This window comes from Marilutibacter spongiae, assembly GCF_014145325.1.
In the GTDB taxonomy this organism is placed as follows: domain Bacteria; phylum Pseudomonadota; class Gammaproteobacteria; order Xanthomonadales; family Xanthomonadaceae; genus Marilutibacter; species Marilutibacter spongiae.
Map to the genome: position 1 here is coordinate 26,559 of NZ_JACHTF010000012.1, position 17,884 is coordinate 44,442.

Annotated in this window: 18 protein-coding genes; 11 read left to right on the top strand and 7 right to left on the bottom strand. The window is 69.4% G+C overall.

From position 1 onward, the window contains the following. Positions 1-117 precede the first annotated feature (117 nt). Entirely contained in the window at positions 118-3,252 is a 3,135-nt protein-coding gene (locus H4F98_RS11530) for a TonB-dependent receptor (RefSeq protein WP_182687802.1), read from the bottom strand. Between the two features lie 668 nt (positions 3,253-3,920). Between H4F98_RS11530 and H4F98_RS16715 the strand changes: the two genes are divergently transcribed. Further along, complete coding sequence (locus H4F98_RS16715) at positions 3,921-4,409, top strand: hypothetical protein (RefSeq protein WP_220479200.1); 489 nt, start codon at positions 3,921-3,923, stop codon at positions 4,407-4,409. A gap of 108 nt (positions 4,410-4,517) precedes the next feature. Here the strand turns inward: H4F98_RS16715 and H4F98_RS11540 are convergent, their stop codons facing one another. From H4F98_RS11540 to H4F98_RS11565, 6 genes are all read right to left on the bottom strand, one after another. Beyond that, complete coding sequence (locus H4F98_RS11540) at positions 4,518-5,078, bottom strand: hypothetical protein (protein WP_182687804.1); 561 nt, start codon at positions 5,076-5,078, stop codon at positions 4,518-4,520. A gap of 8 nt (positions 5,079-5,086) precedes the next feature. Further along, positions 5,087-5,524: a hypothetical protein gene (locus tag H4F98_RS11545; RefSeq protein WP_246373134.1), complete on the bottom strand. Its 438-nt coding sequence runs from the start codon at positions 5,522-5,524 to the stop codon at positions 5,087-5,089. Between the two features lie 122 nt (positions 5,525-5,646). Then, positions 5,647-6,126 (bottom strand): hypothetical protein, encoded by a 480-nt coding sequence (locus H4F98_RS11550; RefSeq protein ID WP_182687806.1) that lies wholly within the window; start codon positions 6,124-6,126, stop codon positions 5,647-5,649. Between the two features lie 151 nt (positions 6,127-6,277). Continuing rightward, positions 6,278-7,000: an HAD family hydrolase gene (locus H4F98_RS11555; RefSeq protein WP_246373135.1), complete on the bottom strand. Its 723-nt coding sequence runs from the start codon at positions 6,998-7,000 to the stop codon at positions 6,278-6,280. A gap of 168 nt (positions 7,001-7,168) precedes the next feature. Continuing rightward, positions 7,169-7,510, bottom strand: a complete 342-nt coding sequence (locus H4F98_RS11560) for an EF-hand domain-containing protein (RefSeq protein ID WP_182687808.1) — start codon at positions 7,508-7,510, stop codon at positions 7,169-7,171. Positions 7,511-7,774: 264 nt separating this feature from the next. After that, complete coding sequence (locus H4F98_RS11565; RefSeq protein ID WP_182687810.1) at positions 7,775-7,963, bottom strand: CPXCG motif-containing cysteine-rich protein; 189 nt, start codon at positions 7,961-7,963, stop codon at positions 7,775-7,777. 135 nt (positions 7,964-8,098) lie between these two features. Between H4F98_RS11565 and H4F98_RS11570 the strand changes: the two genes are divergently transcribed. The 10 genes from H4F98_RS11570 (at position 8,099) to ccoS (ending at position 17,883) form a co-directional block, all read left to right on the top strand. Then, on the top strand, positions 8,099-9,304 hold the full coding sequence (locus H4F98_RS11570; protein WP_182687812.1) for a PQQ-dependent sugar dehydrogenase: 1,206 nt from the start codon (positions 8,099-8,101) through the stop codon (positions 9,302-9,304). A gap of 260 nt (positions 9,305-9,564) precedes the next feature. Beyond that, positions 9,565-11,004: a cytochrome-c oxidase, cbb3-type subunit I gene (gene ccoN, locus H4F98_RS11575; protein WP_182687814.1), complete on the top strand. Its 1,440-nt coding sequence runs from the start codon at positions 9,565-9,567 to the stop codon at positions 11,002-11,004. 10 nt (positions 11,005-11,014) lie between these two features. Beyond that, a complete protein-coding gene (gene ccoO / locus H4F98_RS11580; RefSeq protein ID WP_182687816.1) occupies positions 11,015-11,632 on the top strand; it encodes a cytochrome-c oxidase, cbb3-type subunit II in 618 nt (205 codons plus the stop codon). A 1-nt stretch (position 11,633) separates the two neighbouring features. Further along, positions 11,634-11,792: a cbb3-type cytochrome oxidase subunit 3 gene (locus tag H4F98_RS11585; protein WP_182687818.1), complete on the top strand. Its 159-nt coding sequence runs from the start codon at positions 11,634-11,636 to the stop codon at positions 11,790-11,792. Continuing rightward, the gene (gene ccoP, locus H4F98_RS11590; RefSeq protein ID WP_182687820.1) at positions 11,789-12,736 is read left to right on the top strand and encodes a cytochrome-c oxidase, cbb3-type subunit III; all 948 of its coding nucleotides are present in this window, start codon (positions 11,789-11,791) and stop codon (positions 12,734-12,736) included. Before H4F98_RS11585 ends, ccoP begins: the two co-directional genes overlap by 4 nt. Before the next feature lie 4 nt (positions 12,737-12,740). Continuing rightward, positions 12,741-13,037, top strand: a complete 297-nt coding sequence (locus H4F98_RS11595) for a hypothetical protein (protein WP_182687822.1) — start codon at positions 12,741-12,743, stop codon at positions 13,035-13,037. Positions 13,038-13,060: 23 nt separating this feature from the next. Continuing rightward, entirely contained in the window at positions 13,061-14,596 is a 1,536-nt protein-coding gene (locus tag H4F98_RS11600; RefSeq protein WP_182687824.1) for a 4Fe-4S dicluster domain-containing protein, read from the top strand. Continuing rightward, on the top strand, positions 14,593-15,189 hold the full coding sequence (locus H4F98_RS11605) for a FixH family protein (protein WP_182687826.1): 597 nt from the start codon (positions 14,593-14,595) through the stop codon (positions 15,187-15,189). The genes H4F98_RS11600 and H4F98_RS11605 overlap by 4 nt, the downstream gene beginning before the upstream one ends. Before the next feature lie 6 nt (positions 15,190-15,195). Further along, entirely contained in the window at positions 15,196-17,652 is a 2,457-nt protein-coding gene (locus H4F98_RS11610; RefSeq protein WP_182687828.1) for a heavy metal translocating P-type ATPase metal-binding domain-containing protein, read from the top strand. Between the two features lie 21 nt (positions 17,653-17,673). Then, the gene (gene ccoS, locus H4F98_RS11615) at positions 17,674-17,883 is read left to right on the top strand and encodes a cbb3-type cytochrome oxidase assembly protein CcoS (RefSeq protein ID WP_182687830.1); all 210 of its coding nucleotides are present in this window, start codon (positions 17,674-17,676) and stop codon (positions 17,881-17,883) included. Position 17,884 lies beyond the last annotated feature (1 nt).

The following is a 17,884-nucleotide window of genomic DNA, read 5'->3' on the forward strand; positions in this document are numbered from 1 at the left end:
ATACTAGCGCCCGCCGGTCGCGCCGGCGCCGCTACCCCGGGGCATCCTCAAAAAGGGACCGCTGTTTGCGCAGCGGTCCCGTCCGGCGACACGCGGAGAGGGTATCAGTCGCCAAACTCAGAACTTGTAGCGGACGCCCAGCATGTAGCGGGGGTCCTGGTCGGCCAGCTTGACGATCATCTCCTCGGTACGCGCGCGCCAGCGCACGTCCTCGCCGGTCAGGTTGATGGCCTCCAGGCCGAACGACCAGTGGTCGTTGAGCGTGTAGTTCACGCTCAGGTCCCATTGGTCGTACTCCTCCACGTAGTACGGATTGCGACTGGAGCCCTGGTTGGCGAGGATCAGGTACTCGTCGCGCCAGTTCCAGGCCAGGCGGACCGACCAGCCGTACTTCTCGTACATCAGCATGGCGTTGGCCGTGTCGCTCAGGCCGGTGAGCGCGAACTGGTCCAGTCCGGGGTCGCCGCCGTCGTCGTAGCCCACGTCGCCGTCGACGACGGTGTAGTTGGCGAGGATGCCGAAACCGCTGTCGCCGAAGAAGTACTGCCCACCGATTTCCCAGCCGTGCAGCTTGGCCTTGTTCTGGTTGATCGGCCGGTTGACGTTGAACATGTACAACGGATCGTCCGCTTCTCCGTACAGGTCGTAGGCCGCCTCGGTGGTGAGCACCTGGGCATCGGTGCCGTTGTACGCCGCCAGCCCCGCGGGGTCGTTGCGCAGCAGCGCCAGCGCGGTGAACAGCGAGGTGTCGTTGGCCGAACACGCGGACGCGTTGGCCGGACCGACCTGCGCCAGGCAGGCCGCACTGGTCAGGAAGTCCAGCGCCGCCTGGGCATCGGGACCCGACGTGGGGTCGCGCAGGCCGTACAGCGACTCCTGGCCGACCGTGTTGCCGATGAAGTTGTCGACCGACTTGTTCCAATAGGTCACCGACACGTAGCTCGAATCGGCGAAGTACCACTCCAGGGCCAGGTCGAGGTTGTCCGACTCGAGCGGCTCCAGGCTCGGGTTCTGCGCGTTGCCGCTCGCCCGGGTCGAGGGATCGATCAGCACCGAGCCGAACGGCTGTTGCGCACCCGGACCGGCGTACAGGTTGCCGTAGGGCGCGCGGGCGATGCTCTTGCCGAACGAAGCGCGGCCCTTGAGGTCTTCGGTGAAATCGATGCTGAAGTCGAGGTTGGGCAGGATGTAGCTGTAGCTCGCCCGCTCGCTGAAGGGCTGCTGCTCATCGGACAGCACGATGCGGAAATCGTTGTTGGCCTGCCACTCGATCGCCTCCGGGATCGCGATCACCGAGGTCGACACGACATCCGTGGTCTCGTAGCGCACGCCCAGGCGGGTGTTGGTGCGCATGTCGCCCAGCGAGCCGTCCAGCTCAACCTGCATGTAGGCCGAGTGGGTCTTCTCCTCCACGCGGTTGTCGGCGGCACGCTGCGGGCTGACGCCCAGGCCCACCCCGTACACGCCGGACGCCCATTGCGCGAGCTCGCCCGCGTCGCCGCGCCAGCCCGGCCAGCTGGACACGCTGAAGTCGCTGAACAGGCCGCCGATGTTGACCGGACGGAGCAGGTCCATCAGCCCCGCCGCCGTGTCCGAGTCCACGTTGGCCACGCCCCAGTCGCCCAGGGTCGAGTAGGCCTCCGCGGCCTGGATGCGATGTGTGCTGGACTTGTTGGTGTCCACGCCGAACTGGAAGCGCCCCTGGTCGAACAGCCATTCGCCGTCGATGCGGGCCTGCTTGATCTCGCTGATCTGGGTCTGCGCGTTGATGCGCAACACCTGCGATCCGACCTCGCCTTCCACGAATCCGGGATTGACCACGCCGTTGGTGCCTGCCACCGCGTCCGTGGTGGACGGATACCAGGTCTGGATCCCGACGGGCAGGCCGTCGTTGAAGATCAGCTCCTGCACCCACGAGCCGCCGCAATGGGGTCCGGTGGTGCAGTTGTTGGTGCCGGCGATGCTCATGAAAATCGAGCCGCCGCCGGTCAGCGGATCGTTCGGCAGGCTCTCGTTCTTCGAATCGTGCGCGTCGAAGCTGAGGCGGAAGTTGTCGCTGACGAACCACTCGGCATTGAAGCCCAGCGATCCGAGCTTGTACTTCTGCGCGCTGCGCTGCTGCTCGAGGCCGAAGTCCTTGGTGCCCGCGATCTCGCGGATGTAGATGGGCGTGGCGACGGCGCCGCTGGTGTCGAACTCGACGTCGGTGTAGTTGCTGTTCTGCAGCCACATCGCCTGCTCACCTCGGTTCTCGGTGATCTCGTTGGTCGAGTAGGTGTAGTCCAGGGTGAACGTCAGCGCGTCGGTCGGTGCGAACTGGACGACCGCCTGGCCATTCACGCGCTCGCGTTCGAACTCGGAAAAGGCATAGCGCAGGTCGTTCGGCCGAGCATAGAGTTCGCCGATCCCCGGTGCGTTGACCACCGTCGGGTTGCCGGGCATGGTCCCCGTCCACGGCTGCACGTTCCAGTAGTTCTCGGTCGCCTGGACCGAGCCGCCCTCGCGCTTCTGGTAGCTGCCGCTGAGGCTGACGCCGAAGGTCTTGTCCGGGTTCGCGTAGCTGAAGATGCCCGACAGCTCCGGGGTGATGTCGTTGTCGAAGGGCTGGCTCTCGTCCGAAACCAGCTTGCCTCCGGCGCTCGCGACCATGCCGTCGTAGTTGAACGGCTTCGCGGTGAGGATGTTGATCGTCGCACCGATGCCGCCACTGGGCACCTGGGCCTGGCTGGTCTTGTAGACCTCGATCCCGTTGATCGCTTCGGCGGCGAGCTGCGCGAAGTTGAACGCGCGCGTGCCCCCGTCCACGCCACCGATGGCGACCTGCCCCGACGCGCCGAAGGCGTCGGCGCCCGGCATCTGGCGACCATTGAGGGTCACCATGTTGAACTGCGGGCCGAAGCCGCGTGCGGTGACCTGGGCGCCTTCGCCGTCGCGGCGCTCGATCGAGATGCCGGTGATGCGCTGCAACGACTCCGCGAGGTTGGTGTCGGGGAACTTGCCGATGTCCTCCGCGCTGATCGCATCGACGACGCCGGTGGCATCGCGCTTGACGTCCATGGCCTGGCTGAGGCTGTTGCGGATGCCGGTGACCACCACCGCGTCCAGGTCGGTCGCCTCGGGCTGCGCCTGGGCCTGCTCGGTCGGCGCGGCCGGGGTCGGTGCTTCCTGGCCGAAAGCGGGATTGATGACCAGCACGCCCCCGACAAAGGTGAACATGGCCTTCGATCTGAGTGTCGCCAACTTACGGCTCATTGACGTGCCCTCGGGTCTGGAGTTGCACGGAAACTGCACGCGTTCATGGACTTCCCCTTTCGCTGCATCGATGGATGTTTCGCCCCCGAAGGGGCACCCGCGGGCTGGGCCCGTCTTCCTGGCCGGGTATGGGTACGGAAACATCCGGCAGGCTTCCGTAGCGCGAGTTCCGGCTTCCAACGTGACGAACGACGACGCGGTGGCGGCGCTCCCGCCGGCCCCTCCGGCCGGACTTGGTGGTAGCGCTACCATCACGATGGACGCAGACTAATCACGGGCCTCCGCACTTGTCACCGTGCAGCGCAACAAAGTCCCGCGGATCGCCGGCCGGTGCCGTCGCCGGCAGCGGGCTGCAACGGATGACAGCGATGTCGTTCCCATTGCACCGGGCGCGCAGGCGCCCCGACCGCAGCGGGCGCGGACCACGGCTGGGGCATCGCCGTCCGGGTTCGGCATCCCATGGGCATGCCTGCAGCAGGCCCGTTGGCCGGGGCGACGCGCGCCTCGTGTGGCCGTTGCCAGGGTGCAGACGTCGGGGCGCTCGCACGCCCATCGGGAAGCGTCAATGCCGCCTTAACCCCGACGGCCTTACGCTCGGTCCGTGTTCGCCCCTGTGCGAGGGGGTGCGCGCGTGGCCAGTCCACTCCCCTTTCAAACGGAGACATCCGATGAGAGTCGCTTACCTGCTGTTGCCGCTGTGCCTGGTCGCCACTGCCTGCAGTGGTCCGTCCGAAACGCCGGAGGCCGCGGCGCCGGCCACCGACGCAACGCCCGACGCCACGACCCCGGCACCGGATGCGCCCGAGACGATGCCGGCGCCCGAAACCAGTGAGATGCCGGACGAGACGATGCCCGCTCCCGAAGAAGCGACCGCGCCGCTCGACGCCCCCGCGCCCGCGGACGAAGCGCCGAAGGCGAAGATCTCGCTGTTCAACGCGACCTGCCCGGGCGGTATCGAAGTGCACGCCGACGACGGCGGCCCGGTCTTCGTCAACGGCAACGAAGCCTCGTACAAGTCCTTCAGCGAGGCCTATTACGAAGCCCGCGACGACGCCAGTGGCGTGACGATCTCGGTATCGACCAATACCGACGGCAGCCTGTCGGTGTCGTATACCGGCAAGGGCGGCGCGAACGGCGTCTGCACGCTCGCCAACTGAACGGCACCGACGCACCGCGGGGCCCCTCCCGCGGTGCGTTTCCGATACGCCGTCTTGAAGGGGCTCGCGCCGCGACGCCTGCGCTTTCCCGCAGCGGGCCCAGGGGACTCAGTTGCCGGACTTCGCCTCTTCGCCGACATCGTTCCCGGCAGGTGCGGGCATGCGCTCGCGACCGGGGAATTCGCGCGCGAGGGCATCGTCGACGCGGATCGGCCGACCCCAGCGGTCGTAGCTGGGCACGAAGCCCTTCTTCAGTCGCATGAAGGCGGCCGAGCCGGGCTCCACGCCGAGTTCAACCGCGATCGCGCCCCAGCCGCCTGCCGCGTCGCGCTGCCAGCGGTCGGCGACGTGGCGGCAGGGCCGGCCACTCACCGCGGCCAGGCCGCAGGCGTAATAGACGTCGCCCGGTCGCCATCCGCGATCGAGCAGCAACTCGCGCACCAGCGCGCGCGGCGCCTCCTGGTAACGCACGATCTCGTCGATGAAGGCGTCGGGATAGCTGGCGCCGTAACGGTTCATGTCGCCCAGCCAGGCATCGACCCAGGCATCGCCGGTGCGCGGACTCCAGTCGTCCTGGCCCCAGGCCGGCGCGAAGGCGCAGGCGACGAGCAGCAGGACGACCGGGAGGATCCGGCGCGACGTGGCCCGGGTGGAGCGCCGCGCCGTCATGGACGCGCTCAGCGGGAGATCACGAACTTGCCGAAGGCCACGCCGATGTCCCAGCCTTCGCCGGTACCGGCCAGGGCCAGGGACACTTCGCCCTTGGTGACCACCTGGGCCTTGCTCGACTTGACCGCGCCGGCATGCGCCTCGGCGCTGGCATAGGTGCCCAGCAGTTCGCTGATGCCGTTGACGCCGGAGAACTCGCCGACGCCGTTCTCGATCTTCGACTTGCCGAAGCTCAGGCCACCGCCGCGGGTCTCGATCTTGACGGCCATGCTCTGGCCATTGTCGCAGGTGATCGTGCCGTTGCCGGAGGCGGTCTTGTAGAACACCGACCAGCCGGACAGGTTGAAATGCAGCTTGCAATCCACTTCGCCGGCCTGGGCCGGGACGGTGGCGAACGCACCCACGGCGGCGAGGCTGCCGATCAGGACGAGACGATGCAGGGACATGGGCTTCTCCGGTACGGCGAGGGACGGCGTGGCGCGCGCCGGGCGGTGCCCGGCGCACGTCGACCAGAAGGCTAGGCTAGCACCGGCCGGGGTCGATCCGGCGTGAGGGACACGCCGGCGGCTCAGTCGCCGCGACGGCGATGGCGGCGATGGCCCTGATCGTCGTCGTCGCCGTATCGATAGCCGACGTCGTAGCGGCCGTCGTAGCGGCGATCGTGGCGGTCGCGGTAGCGGCGGTCGTCGTGGCGCGGGTCGTAGTAATGGACCTTGCACTTTCCATGCGGGTTGCACTTGCGGTCGTAGCGCACGGCCGGGTAGCGGTACACCACGCGCTGCGGCGGGCCCGGGCGGTACATGTAGCGGGGCACGTCGCGGTAGTAGCGGCGATAGCCACGCGGATCGCGCACGACGATGACGCGGTCGTAGCGGCCGTAGTTGCCATGGCGGTAGTACGGCTGGCCGCTGTGGTAGACCACGTCGGCGATATCGACCAGCACGCGGACCAGGTCGTCGCTCGCACGTGCGGGCGCCGGGAGGAGCGAAGCGATGCCCAGGCCTGCGGCCAGGGCGGTGGGGATGAGCCAGCGGGGCAGAATCGTCATGTGTCGCGCTCCATGGTCGGGGTGGAGGCCAGGCCGGCCCCGGGAGGGGGGACGGGTCGGGCTGGCGCGACTCCACCCTGCGATGCGCTCGGTGAACCTTTTTTTAACCGCGGCGTGATGCGCCCTTCATGCGCACCCTCGCCGTTCAGGTTCAGGCGAGGGCGGCGGCCTCGCGCGCCGCGGCGGCCACGGCGGCGGGGATGCCACGCGCGTCCTCGACGACGCGCAGGCGCGGGGCATCGGCGGCGACCTCGGCCTCGGTCTCATGCGCCCAGGTCAGGTGATAGGGCACGTGGACGCCCCAGCCGCCCAACGCCAGGACCGGCGCGATGTCCGAACGCAGCGAATTGCCGATCATCAGGAACTCGCGGGCCTGGCAGTCGAACTCCTCCAGCAGGCGGCCATACGTGCCAGTGTCCTTCTCGCTCACGATCTCGATGCGGCGGAACAGGCCCGCAAGGCCGCAGTCGCGGACCTTTTTTTCCTGGTGGAACAGGTCGCCCTTGGTGATCAGCACGATATCGAAGTCGCGCGCGACCGCCTCCACCGCTTCGCGCACGCCCGGCAGCAGCTCGACCGGGTGCTGCAGCAGCTCCTTGGCCAGGCCGACGATGCGGTGCAGGTCGCGGGCGTGGATGCGCGCATCGGTAATCTGCACCGCGGCCTCGACCATCGACAGCGCCATGCCCTTCACGCCGTAGCCGAACAGTTCGATGTTGGCCTTCTCGATCGCGTACAACCGCGCGCCGACGTCGTCGAGGTCGACGTAGGTGCCGACGATGCGTTCGAATTCCGCCTGCGCGGCGTGGAAGTAGTCCTCGCTGCGCCACAGGGTGTCGTCGGCGTCGAAGCCGACCATGCGTATGCGTGTCATGCGCCCAGTATGCCGGGCGTTCGCGGATCCGGACAGGAGGAAGGGCGGCACGGGGCCGCCCTTCCGGTCGCGTCCTGTCAGGGGAGAACAGGGGGAATGGACGCGACTACAGGCAATGGAGTGCCTGCATGCTGCCGGCCTGCTCGTCCCAGGCCGTCGTTGCGGGGTTTACTGGCCCGAAGAGGCCTCGCCGCCCTGGGCCTTGGCCACGTAGGCCTTGTACTCGTCGGCGGTCAGGTTGCCGTCGGCATCGGCGTCGGCTTCGTCGAACACCTGGCTCAGCGCCGGCACGGAGGCGGCCTCGTCCTTGCTCACCGAACCGTCCTGGTTGACGTCGATGTCGGCCCAGCTCTTACGCGGCGCCTCGGCATCGTTCATGGTGGCGGTCTCGGCCTGCTGGGCACCCTCGGTGGCGGTCGCGTCCTGTTCCTGTGCGAAAGCCATCGAGCTGGACATGGCGGCCGTCAGGGCCAGGGCAACGATCAGCGGCTTGCGGTTGGACTTGTTCATGGTGTTCCTCCTGGGGGATATGAAATGAACCGCACGGTCCTTGTTGTTTTCGTGAGTCGACCGTACGGGACACACACTGCCAATCCCCGCATGAACGCAAAGACCTGCGCGAAACACTGCAAAACAAGTGTTTAACCCCTTCCCCGCGCGAGCGCGCTAGCCATGCGGCACAACGTGACCCCGGCCCTGCGCAAGCTGTGATTGCGCGCCAGCTTCGCGCGTCGCGCGCGGATGAACGAAACACAACATTAACGCGCAGCGGCCTCAGGCCTCGTCCTCGGCCGCGACCTCGACATGCAGCGCGCCGTCCTCGTCGAGGCTGGCGGTGACGGTGATCGGGCGGCAGCAGACCTGGCAGTCCTCGATGTAGCGCTGCGTGCCCGGCGCCACGTCGAGCAGCAGCTCCAGGGCTTCCCCGCAATAGGGGCAGTGGACTTCGGCGCTGGGCAGCATGGCGGAACTCCATCGGCGGTGTGCCGACTGTGGCATGGGTGGGCGCCCGGGCGCGAGGCGCGTTGCATCCGCGGGCACGGATGCGAGAATCGGGGCATGCCATCGCATGGCACCCGCCTGCCACCGGAGCCCTCAATGACCGTACGTCCGCTTTGCCTCGCCTGCATCGCCGTGCTGCTCGTCGCATGCGGCTCCCGCAATGGCGACGTCACGGCGGCGACCACCGCGCCGCCGCCGGCCGAGGCCGCCAGCGGCCCGTTCGCCAGCCACGAAGTCGCGCGCTTCGACGAGCCCTGGGCGATGAGCTTCCTGCCCGACGGCCGCCTGTTGGTGACCGAAAAGAAGGGCCACCTGAAGCTGCTGGCGCTGGAGGCCCTGCCCGACGGCACCCACGCGGCCGGTGCGGTCGGCGAGATCACCGGGCTGCCGGAGGTGGACTACGGCGGCCAGGGCGGACTGGGCGACGTGATCGTGCATCCTAAGTTCAAGAACAACGGCCTGGTTTACCTCAGCTATGCCGAACCGGGCGACGGCGACACCCGCGGCGCGGCGGTGGCGCGCGCGCGCCTGGTGCTGGACAACCAGGGTGGCGGCCGGCTGGAGGGCCTGAAGGTGATCTGGCGCCAGGTGCCGAAGGTGACGGGCCAGGGCCACTACAGCCACCGCCTGGCCTTCGGTCCGGACGGCCACCTGTGGATCAGCTCGGGCGAGCGGCAGAAGTTCGATCCGGCCCAGGACATGGCCAGCAACCTGGGCAAGATCCTGCGCCTCAACGACGACGGCAGCGTGCCGGCGGACAACCCCTTCCCCGACCAGGGCGAGGTCGCCGCTCAAGTCTGGTCGCTGGGCCACCGCAATGTCCTGGGCATCGCTTTCGACGCCGACGGCCAGCTGTGGAACCACGAGATGGGCCCCAAGGGCGGCGACGAGCTCAACCGCGTCGAACGCGGCGGGAACTATGGGTACCCGATCGTCTCCAACGGCGACCATTACGACGGCCGTCCCATCCCGGACCACGACACCCAGCCGCAGTACAACGCGCCCGTGATCACCTGGACGCCGGTGATCTCGCCGTCGAGCCTGGTGATCTACAGCGGCGACGCCTTCCCCGACTGGACGGGCAATGCCCTCATCACCGGGTTGTCTTCGGAATCGCTGGTCCGGGTGGCGTTCGACGGCGAGGGCGGCGCGCGCGAGGCCGAGCGCTTCGACATGGGCCACCGGATGCGCGAGATCGAGCAGGGCCCGCAGGGCCACCTGTGGCTGCTCGAGGACGGCGACGGCGCGCGCCTGCTGGAACTGGTCGCGCCGCCGGCGCCGGTGGCCCCTGCCGAGCCCTGAGCCCTCCGCACGCCCCTGTTCACCTTCACATCACGCTGCCATCGCCTGCGGCAGGCTGGGGTCGGGCGTCGGAGACGCCGGCGGGAGCCTGGCTCCCGCCGGGCGATTTGATCCATGTCAAACGCGACTCGCGACCCGGGGACTAAGCTGCGCGGCGACCACGGGCCCGAGTTGCAGGCACCGACCCCCGCGGGTCGGTCCGACGCACCCGACCGATCGGTCTGAGTTGCCTGAACTCGCCTGGACTGGGGAACGTGCGGATGCAAACGTCGGTGGAAACCTACAACGACAAGGTGGTGCGCCAGTTCGTGGCCGCGACCGTCATCTGGGGCATCGTCGGCATGGCGGTCGGCGTGTTCATCGCCGCCCAGCTGTACTGGCCGGCGCTGAATTTCGACCTGCCCTGGCTCAGCTACGGCCGCCTGCGGCCGCTGCACACCAACGCGGTGATCTTCGCCTTCGGCGGCAGCGCGCTGATGGCCACCAGCTTCCACGTGGTCCAGCGGACCTGCCACGTGCGCCTGTTCTCCGACAGGCTGGCGGCCTTCGTCATGTGGGGCTGGCAGGCGGTGATCGTGCTGGCCGCGATCACCCTGCCCATGGGCCTGACCCAGGGCAAGGAATACGCCGAACTGGAATGGCCGATCGACCTGCTGATCACCGCGGTCTGGGTGGCCTACGCGGTGGTCTTCTTCGGCACCATCGCCAAGCGCCGGGTCAAGCACATCTACGTCGCCAACTGGTTCTACGGCGCCTTCATCCTGACCATCGCGCTGCTGCACATCGTCAACAACATGGCCATCCCGGTGACCATGGGCAAGTCCTACTCGCTCTACACCGGCGCGGTCGACGCGATGGCGCAGTGGTGGTACGGCCACAACGCGGTGGGCTTCTTCCTGACCGCCGGCTTCCTGGGGATGATGTACTACTTCGTGCCCAAGCAGGCGCAGCGACCGGTGTATTCCTACCGTTTGTCGATCGTGCACTTCTGGGCGCTGATCGCGATCTACATGTGGGCCGGTCCGCACCACCTGCAGTACACCGCGTTGCCGGACTGGGTGCAGTCGGTGGGCATGGTGTTCTCGCTGGTCCTGCTGGCGCCGAGCTGGGGCGGCGCGATCAACGGCCTGATGACCCTGTCGGGCGCCTGGCACAAGCTGCGCACCGACCCGATCCTGAAGTTCCTCATCGTCGCGATCTCGTTCTACATGATCGCCACCTTCGAGGGGCCGATGATGTCGATCAAGACGGTCAACTCGCTCTCGCACTACACCGACTGGACCATCGGCCACGTCCATGCCGGCGCGCTGGGCTGGGTGGCGATGATCACCCTGGGTTCGATCTACTCGATGCTGCCGCGCCTGCTGGGGCAGAAGGAAATGCATTCGGTCAAGGCGATCGACGTGCACTTCTGGATCCACACCATCGGCGTGGTGTTCTACATCGCCTCGATGTGGATCGCCGGCGTCATGCAGGGCCTCATGTGGCGCGCCACCAACGACGACGGCACGCTCACCTACAGCTTCGTCGAGGCGCTCAACGCGACCTACCCGTACTACCTCGGGCGCCTGGCCGGTGGCTTGCTGATCGTGGCGGGCATGCTGCTGATGGGCTGGAACGTGGTGCGGACCTGGCAGCGCGCCCCCGCGCTCGAACCCACGCCGGTGCTGCCGCCGGACCGTGCCGAAGCGACCGCCTGAGGACCGACGGATGAGCCATTCCCACGAGAAAGTCGAGACCAACGTCGGCCTGATGGCCGTGCTGATCGCGGTGGCGGTTTCGTTCGGCGGCCTGGCCGAGATCGTGCCGCTGATGTACCAGGCCGAGACGATCAAACCGCTGCCGGGCGTGACGCCCTACCCGCCGCTGGAACTGGCCGGGCGCGACATCTACGTCCGCGAGGGCTGCTACAACTGCCATTCCCAGATGGTGCGCACGCTGCGCTTCGAGACCGAACGCTATGGCCACTACTCGCTCGCCGGCGAGTCGGTCTACGACCGCCCGTTCCAGTGGGGCAGCAAGCGCACCGGGCCCGACCTGGCCCGCGTCGGCGGCCGTTACTCCGACGACTGGCACCGCGTGCACCTGATCAACCCGCGCGACCTGGTGCCGGAGTCCAACATGCCCGGCTTCCCGTGGCTGGCCGGCGCCCGGGTCGACGGCGCGCTGGTCGAGAAGAAGATGAAGGCCCTGCAGTCGATCGGCGACCCCTACAGCGACGAGGAGATCGCCGGCGCGCGCGAGGCGGTGTCGGGCAAGAGCGAACTCGACGCCGTGGTCGCCTACCTGCAGGGACTGGGGCGGCACGCGCCACGGGGAGGCGAGTGACATGGTCTCGGGCATCGTCACCCTGATCCTGCTGGTGCTGTTCGTCGGCGGCTGGATCCGCCTGTGGAACCCGCGCCTGAAACCCGAGCTCGACGCGGCCGCGCGCCTGCCGCTCGAAGAAGACGCCCCCCTCCCGACGCCTGAGGAGACGCAGCGATGAGCGCTGGCTGGTCGTGGTATGTGATCGCACTGATCGCGCTGAACATCTTCGGCTGCGTCTGGCTGCTGTGGTGGACGGGCAAGCGCCGCCCGGGCGACCCGGCGCCGACCGACACCAGCCACTACTGGGACGGCGACCTGACCGAATACAACAAGCCGATGCCGAAGTGGTGGATCAACCTCTTCTACATCACCATCGTCTTCGCGATCGGCTACCTGGTCTACTACCCCGGACTGGGCAACCTGCCCGGCATCGGCAACTGGACCTCGGCCGGCAAGCACCAGCTGGACAAGGAGCGCTTCGACGCCACCCTCGAAGAGACCTTCCGGCCCTACGTCGGCCAGCGCATCGACGTGATCGCGCGCGACCCCAACGCGGTGGCACTGGGCCGCTCGATCTTCAGCAACACCTGCGCGACCTGCCACGGCTCGTCCGCCCAGGGCGCGATCGGCTATCCGAACCTGACCGACGACATCTGGCACTGGGGCGGCAGCCCCGAGCGGATCCTGGAGACGGTGATGCACGGCCGCGAGGGCGTGATGCCCGAGTGGGGCAAGGTCCTGACCGGCATGAAGGGCGACAACGCGGTCGACTACGTGATCGCCTACGTGCGCACCCTGTCGGACCCGGCCTCGATGCAGAACAACTTCATGGCCGCCCAGGGCAAGCCGCTCTACGACGGCGTCTGCGTGGCCTGCCATGGCCCCGACGGCAAGGGCAACCAGGAGCTGGGCGCGCCCGACCTGACCGACGGCTACTGGATGTACGGCACCAGCAAGGCCAGTCTGTACCAGACCATCGCCCACGGCCGCCATGGCGTGATGCCGGCGCATGGGGCGCTGCTCGGCGAGACGCGTTCGCGCCTGGTCGCCGCCTATGTCTGGTCGCTGTCGCACGGCGGCGCCGACAAGGACACCGACGCGTCCGCCGCCGGGGCCCGCTGACGCCATGCCCGACTTCACCGCCCCGCGCTTCGACCATCCGCCGCGCCCGCTCGCCCAGCGGGTCGGCGCCATCGTCTGGCCCAGCTTCTTCACCGCCTGCGTGTGCACGATGGTCTTCTTCGCCCACGTCGACCCGCTGGAACTGCGCGACCTGACCTTTCCCGGGCTCCCGCTGACGCGGGCGGTGGGCTACAGCATCGGCTTCTTCATGTTCTGGCTGGCGACGGCCTCGTCGAGCCTGTTCACCTGGATCCTGCTGCGTCCCTCGAGCCGCTACAACAAGCCCCTGCCGCCGGAATGACGGCAGCGGGATGAGCGTCGCCCATGACTGACAAAATCCCCATCGACCTGCTCGACGACGGCGGCAGCGCGCTGTATGTCAGCGAGCGCAAGGTCTACCCGCGCGACGTCGACGGCCGCCTGCAGCGCCTGCGCAAGATCGCCGTGTTCGTGTTGCTGGGCATGTTCTACGTCTTCCCCTGGCTGTCCTGGGACGGGCGCCAGGCGGTGCTGTTCGACCTGCCCGCGCGCAAGTTCTACGTCTTCGGGCTCAACTTCTGGCCGCAGGACTTCATCTTCCTGGCCATGCTGCTGGTGATCGCCGGCATGGCGCTGTTCTTCTTCACCACCCTCGCCGGGCGCCTGTGGTGCGGCTACGCCTGCCCGCAGACGGTGTGGACGGAGGTGTTCCTCTGGATCGAGCAGTGGACCGAGGGCGACCGCGCCCGCCGCATGAAGCTCGACGCCGGCCCCTGGAACCGCGACAAGTGGCTGCGCAAGGGCGGCAAGCACGTGCTCTGGCTGCTGTTCGCGCTGTGGACGGGCTTCACCTTCACCGGCTTCTTCACCCCCATCCACGACCTCGCCGCGCGCGCGCCCCTGGGCTGGGGCGCCTGGGAGGTGTTCTGGGTCCTGTTCTATGCATTGGCGACATGGGGCAACGCCGGCTTCCTGCGCGAACAGGTCTGCAAGTACATGTGCCCGTACGCGCGTTTCCAGAGCGCGATGTTCGATCGCAACACCCTGCTGATCGCCTACGATCCCATGCGGGGCGAGCCGCGTGGTCCGCGCCGGCGCGGCCTGGCCAGCGTCCTCGAGCGCGGTCGCGGCCTGCTCGGGCTCGACGCCGCGACCGATTATGTGTTCCGCTTCGCGCATGCCACGCAGAAGGTGGCCAGCGCCGGGACCACGTCCTTCGTCGACGCGGGACTCAAGGCCGAACCCCTGCCGAAGTTCGAGCCCGAAGCGCTGGGCGACTGCATCGACTGCACCCTCTGCGTGCAGGTCTGCCCGACCGGGATCGACATCCGCAATGGCCTGCAGATCGAATGCATCGCCTGCGGCGCGTGCATCGACGCCTGCGACCAGGTGATGGACAAGATGAACTATCCGCGGGGCCTGATCCGCTATTCGACCCAGAACGCGATCGACGGCAAGCCCTCGCGCGTGCTCAGGCCTCGCGTGTTCGTCTACGGGTTGCTGCTCGCCGGGCTCTGCGCGGCCTGGGCCTGGGGCGTCACCCATCGCAGCCCGCTGATCGCCGAGGTCCTGCGCGACCGCAACGCCCTCTATCGGGAGGTCGCCGGCGGCCGCATCGAGAACGGCTACACGCTCAAGCTGGTCAACAAGACCGTCGCGCCGCAACGCTACACCCTGACCCTGCAGGCGCCGGCGGGGATCGAGCTGGTCGGCGGCGAGCGCCATATCGAGGCCGCTGCCGAGCAGGTGATGGAGATCCCGCTGGCGCTGTCGGCCGATGCCTCGGTCCGCGGCCGCCAGCCGATCACCTTCAACATCGCGTCCGTCGACGGCCAGGCCCGCGAAGACGTCGAATCCAGTTTCTTCGGACCCGTCGAATGAGCCCGCGCCCGCCGCTTCGCGAACCCATGGTCTGGCTGGTGATCGGACTGCCCGTCGTCGCCGTCGTCGCCGGCATCGCGCTGCTGGTGATCGCCACCCGCAGCGGCAGCAGCGACGCGGTCATCGATACCGTCGCGCGCACCGCCCAGATCCAGACCGCCGAACTCGGCCCCGACGCGCGCGCGCAGGCGCTGAAGCTCTCGGCGGTGTTGCAGGTCGACGGCCCGCGACTGAGGCTGCTGCCGGCCAGCGGCGACTGGGTGCGCGACACCACCGGCTCGACGCCTGGGGAAGACGCCGCGGGCGACGCCGACGAAGCCGGAGGCGACGCCGCGCGACGCACGCAGGACGCCACCGCGCACGACCAGCCGCTGGAACTGGTGCTCTCGCACCCCACCGATGCGGCGCGCGACCTGCGCCTGCAGATGCAGCCCGAGGCGCTGGGCTGGCGCGTCGAGTTGCCCGCGCCGCTCGACACGGACCATGACTGGCTGGTGCAGCTGACGCCGCCCGACACCCAGTGGCGCCTGCACGGACGCCTGGTCGCCGGCCAGCAGGCCACCCGCCTGGGACCGTCGCTGGCGACGGAATAGACCGGCGTGTCCACCGCCCCGCCCGCTCCCGAGGCCTGCTACCACTGCGGCGAAACGCTGTCGGCGACGGCGCCGCGCGGCGGGGTCGAGGCCGATGTCGCCGGCATCCTTCGGCGCTTCTGCTGCGAAGGGTGCGCGGCCGCCGCGCAATGGATCGACAGCGCCGACCTGGACGACTACTACCGCCTGCGCGAAGCACCGGCAGGTCGGGTGGGCAGCGAGCTGCCCGACTACGCCGCCTTCGACCGCGACGCGGTGCTCGCCGAGCACAGCCGGACGGTCGCCGGCGGCCGCGAGATCACGGTGCTCACCGACGCCATGCGCTGCGCGGCATGCGCCTGGCTGATCGACCGCGCCCTGCGTCGGGTCCCCGGCGTGATCGACATCACCGCCAACGCCGTGACCGGGCGCATACGGCTGGCCTGGGATCCCGACGTGACCCGGCTGTCGCCGTTGATGGCGCGCCTGGCCGCGCTGGGCTACCGCCCCTGGCTGGCCACCGGCGAGGCTCGCGAGGAAGCGCGCCGCCGCGAGCGTCGCCGCTGGTTGCTGCGCCTGGGCGTGGCCGGGCTGGGCGCGATGCAGGCGATGATGCTGGCCGAGGCGCTGTACCTGGACACCGAGCAGGCGATGTCGCTGGCCACGCGCGACTTCTTCCGCTGGCTGGCGTTCCTGGTGTCCACGCCGGTCGTGTTCTATTCCGGATGGCCCTTCCTGGAAGGCATGTGGCACGAACTGCGCGGCCGGCAGCCGGGCATGGACACGCTGATCGCCGGCTCGACCCTGCTCGCCTATTTCGCCAGCCTGCTGGAGACCGTGCGCGGCGGCGTCCACGTCTGGTACGACGCGGCGGTGATGTTCGTCCTCCTGCTGCTGGTCGCGCGGATGCTCGAGCAGCGTGCCCGGGGGATCGCCAGCGCCCAGGTCGACGCGCTGGCCCGGGCGCGGCCGGCGCTGGCCGCGCGCGAGCGCATGGACGCATGCGACGGCGCGATGCACGTGGAGCAGGTCCCGCTCGGCGACCTGCAGCCGGGCGACATCGTCCGCATCGTACCCGGCGAGGCGGTGCCGGCCGACGGCATCCTGCTGGACACCGCCTCGGCCTTCGACGAAGCCCTGCTCACCGGCGAGTCCGAGCCGGTGCCGCGCCGTCCGGGCGAGGCCGTGCTCGCCGGCAGCCATTGCCGCGAGCTGCCGGCGCGCGTGCGCCTGACCCGCACCGGCAGCGACACCCGGCTCTCGCAGCTCACCCGGCTGGTCGACCGCGCCCAGGCCGACCGCCCGCGCCTCGCCCGTGCCACGGCGCGCATCGCCAGCCATTTCGTGAGCGCCCTGCTGCTGGTCGCGGTCGCGGTCTACCTGGGCTGGCGCCTGTACGATCCCTCGCGCGCGCTCGAAGTCACCCTCGCCGTGCTCGTGGTCAGCTGCCCCTGCGCGTTGGCGCTGGCCGTGCCGACCGCCTTGACCACCGCCCATGGCGCACTGGCCCGGATGGGCGTGCTGGGCCTGCACGGCGACGCGCTGGAGGCACTGGCGCGGGCCGACTGCATCGTGTTCGACAAGACCGGCACCCTCGGCGATGGCCGGCCGGTGCTGGACGGCGTGGCGGTCTTCGACCCTGCCGGGATCGATGCCGGCGACGCGCTCCGCATCGCGGCGGCACTGGAACGCGACAGCCGCCACCCGCTGGCGCGCGCCTTCGCCCATGTCGGCGAGGTGCCGCCGGCCGAGGCGACCCGGCTGCACCCGGGCGATGGCCTGCAGGGATGCGTCGACGGGCGCGACTGGTACCTGGGTCGCGCCGGCTTCGCCTGCCAGGACCGCGACGACGACGGCGGCCTGTGGCTGGGCGACGGCACGGTCGCGGCCGCGCGCTTCGAGGTGCGCGAGACCCCGCGCGCCGATGCAGCGGCGGCGCTCGCCTCGCTGCGACGGCTGGGCCTGGCGGTCGGCATCTGCAGCGGCGACGCCGCCGCGCCGGTGGCGCGCTTCGCCGCGGCGCTCGGCGTGGACGCCCCGCTGGCGCGCCAGTCGCCCGAACACAAGCTCGCGCACGTGCGCGCCCTGCAGGCCGACGGCCATGTCGTGGCGATGGTCGGCGACGGGCTCAACGATGCCCCGGTGCTGGCCGGCGCCGACGTCTCGCTGGCGATGGCCGACGGCGCCGCGCTGGCGCAGCGCGCCGCCGACTTCGTGGTCACCAGTCCGTCGCTGTCGCGGATCCCCGAAGCGGTCGCCCTGGCCCGCCGCACCCGCGCCATCGTGCGCCAGAACCTGGCCTGGGCGCTGGCCTACAACGTCCTCGCGCTGCCCCTGGCCGCGAGCGGCCACGTCACGCCCTGGATGGCCGCGCTGGGGATGGCGGTATCCTCCCTGCTGGTGACCCTCAATGCCCTGCGGCTCGCCCGCGCGCCGCGCGCGGCCCCGGACGCGTCGGCGCACCCCGCCACCGCCCTGCCCTGAGCCGCCGGAACCGCCCCGACCATGACCGTCCTGCTGCTGCTCATCCCCCTCAGCCTCGGCCTGCTCGTCGCCGCGATCTGGGCGTTCGCCTGGGCGGTGCGCAAGGGCCAGTTCGACGACCTGGACACACCGGCCCTCGACATCCTGCGCGACGACCCGCTGCCCCGGCCCCGGGATGCGTCCAAGTCCGACGCGAAGCCCGAGGGCGACGGGAACGACGGAGCGGCCTGAA

Bases quoted from the DNA above. Each gene is read 5' to 3' on its own strand.
- ccoP (WP_182687820.1), top strand. From the start codon at position 11,789: ATGAGCGCTGGCTGGTCGTGGTATGTGATCGCACTGATCGCGCTGAAC.
- H4F98_RS16715 (WP_220479200.1), top strand. From the start codon at position 3,921: ATGAGAGTCGCTTACCTGCTGTTGCCGCTGTGCCTGGTCGCCACTGCC.
- H4F98_RS11585 (WP_182687818.1), top strand. From the start codon at position 11,634: ATGGTCTCGGGCATCGTCACCCTGATCCTGCTGGTGCTGTTCGTCGGC.
- H4F98_RS11565 (WP_182687810.1), bottom strand. From the start codon at position 7,963: ATGCTGCCCAGCGCCGAAGTCCACTGCCCCTATTGCGGGGAAGCCCTG.
- ccoS (WP_182687830.1), top strand. From the start codon at position 17,674: ATGACCGTCCTGCTGCTGCTCATCCCCCTCAGCCTCGGCCTGCTCGTC.
- H4F98_RS11530 (WP_182687802.1), bottom strand. From the start codon at position 3,252: ATGAGCCGTAAGTTGGCGACACTCAGATCGAAGGCCATGTTCACCTTT.
- H4F98_RS11595 (WP_182687822.1), top strand. From the start codon at position 12,741: ATGCCCGACTTCACCGCCCCGCGCTTCGACCATCCGCCGCGCCCGCTC.
- ccoO (WP_182687816.1), top strand. From the start codon at position 11,015: ATGAGCCATTCCCACGAGAAAGTCGAGACCAACGTCGGCCTGATGGCC.
- H4F98_RS11555 (WP_246373135.1), bottom strand. From the start codon at position 7,000: ATGACACGCATACGCATGGTCGGCTTCGACGCCGACGACACCCTGTGG.
- H4F98_RS11540 (WP_182687804.1), bottom strand. From the start codon at position 5,078: ATGACGGCGCGGCGCTCCACCCGGGCCACGTCGCGCCGGATCCTCCCG.
- H4F98_RS11550 (WP_182687806.1), bottom strand. From the start codon at position 6,126: ATGACGATTCTGCCCCGCTGGCTCATCCCCACCGCCCTGGCCGCAGGC.
- H4F98_RS11605 (WP_182687826.1), top strand. From the start codon at position 14,593: ATGAGCCCGCGCCCGCCGCTTCGCGAACCCATGGTCTGGCTGGTGATC.
- H4F98_RS11560 (WP_182687808.1), bottom strand. From the start codon at position 7,510: ATGAACAAGTCCAACCGCAAGCCGCTGATCGTTGCCCTGGCCCTGACG.
- H4F98_RS11600 (WP_182687824.1), top strand. From the start codon at position 13,061: ATGACTGACAAAATCCCCATCGACCTGCTCGACGACGGCGGCAGCGCG.
- H4F98_RS11545 (WP_246373134.1), bottom strand. From the start codon at position 5,524: ATGTCCCTGCATCGTCTCGTCCTGATCGGCAGCCTCGCCGCCGTGGGT.
- ccoN (WP_182687814.1), top strand. From the start codon at position 9,565: ATGCAAACGTCGGTGGAAACCTACAACGACAAGGTGGTGCGCCAGTTC.
- H4F98_RS11570 (WP_182687812.1), top strand. From the start codon at position 8,099: ATGACCGTACGTCCGCTTTGCCTCGCCTGCATCGCCGTGCTGCTCGTC.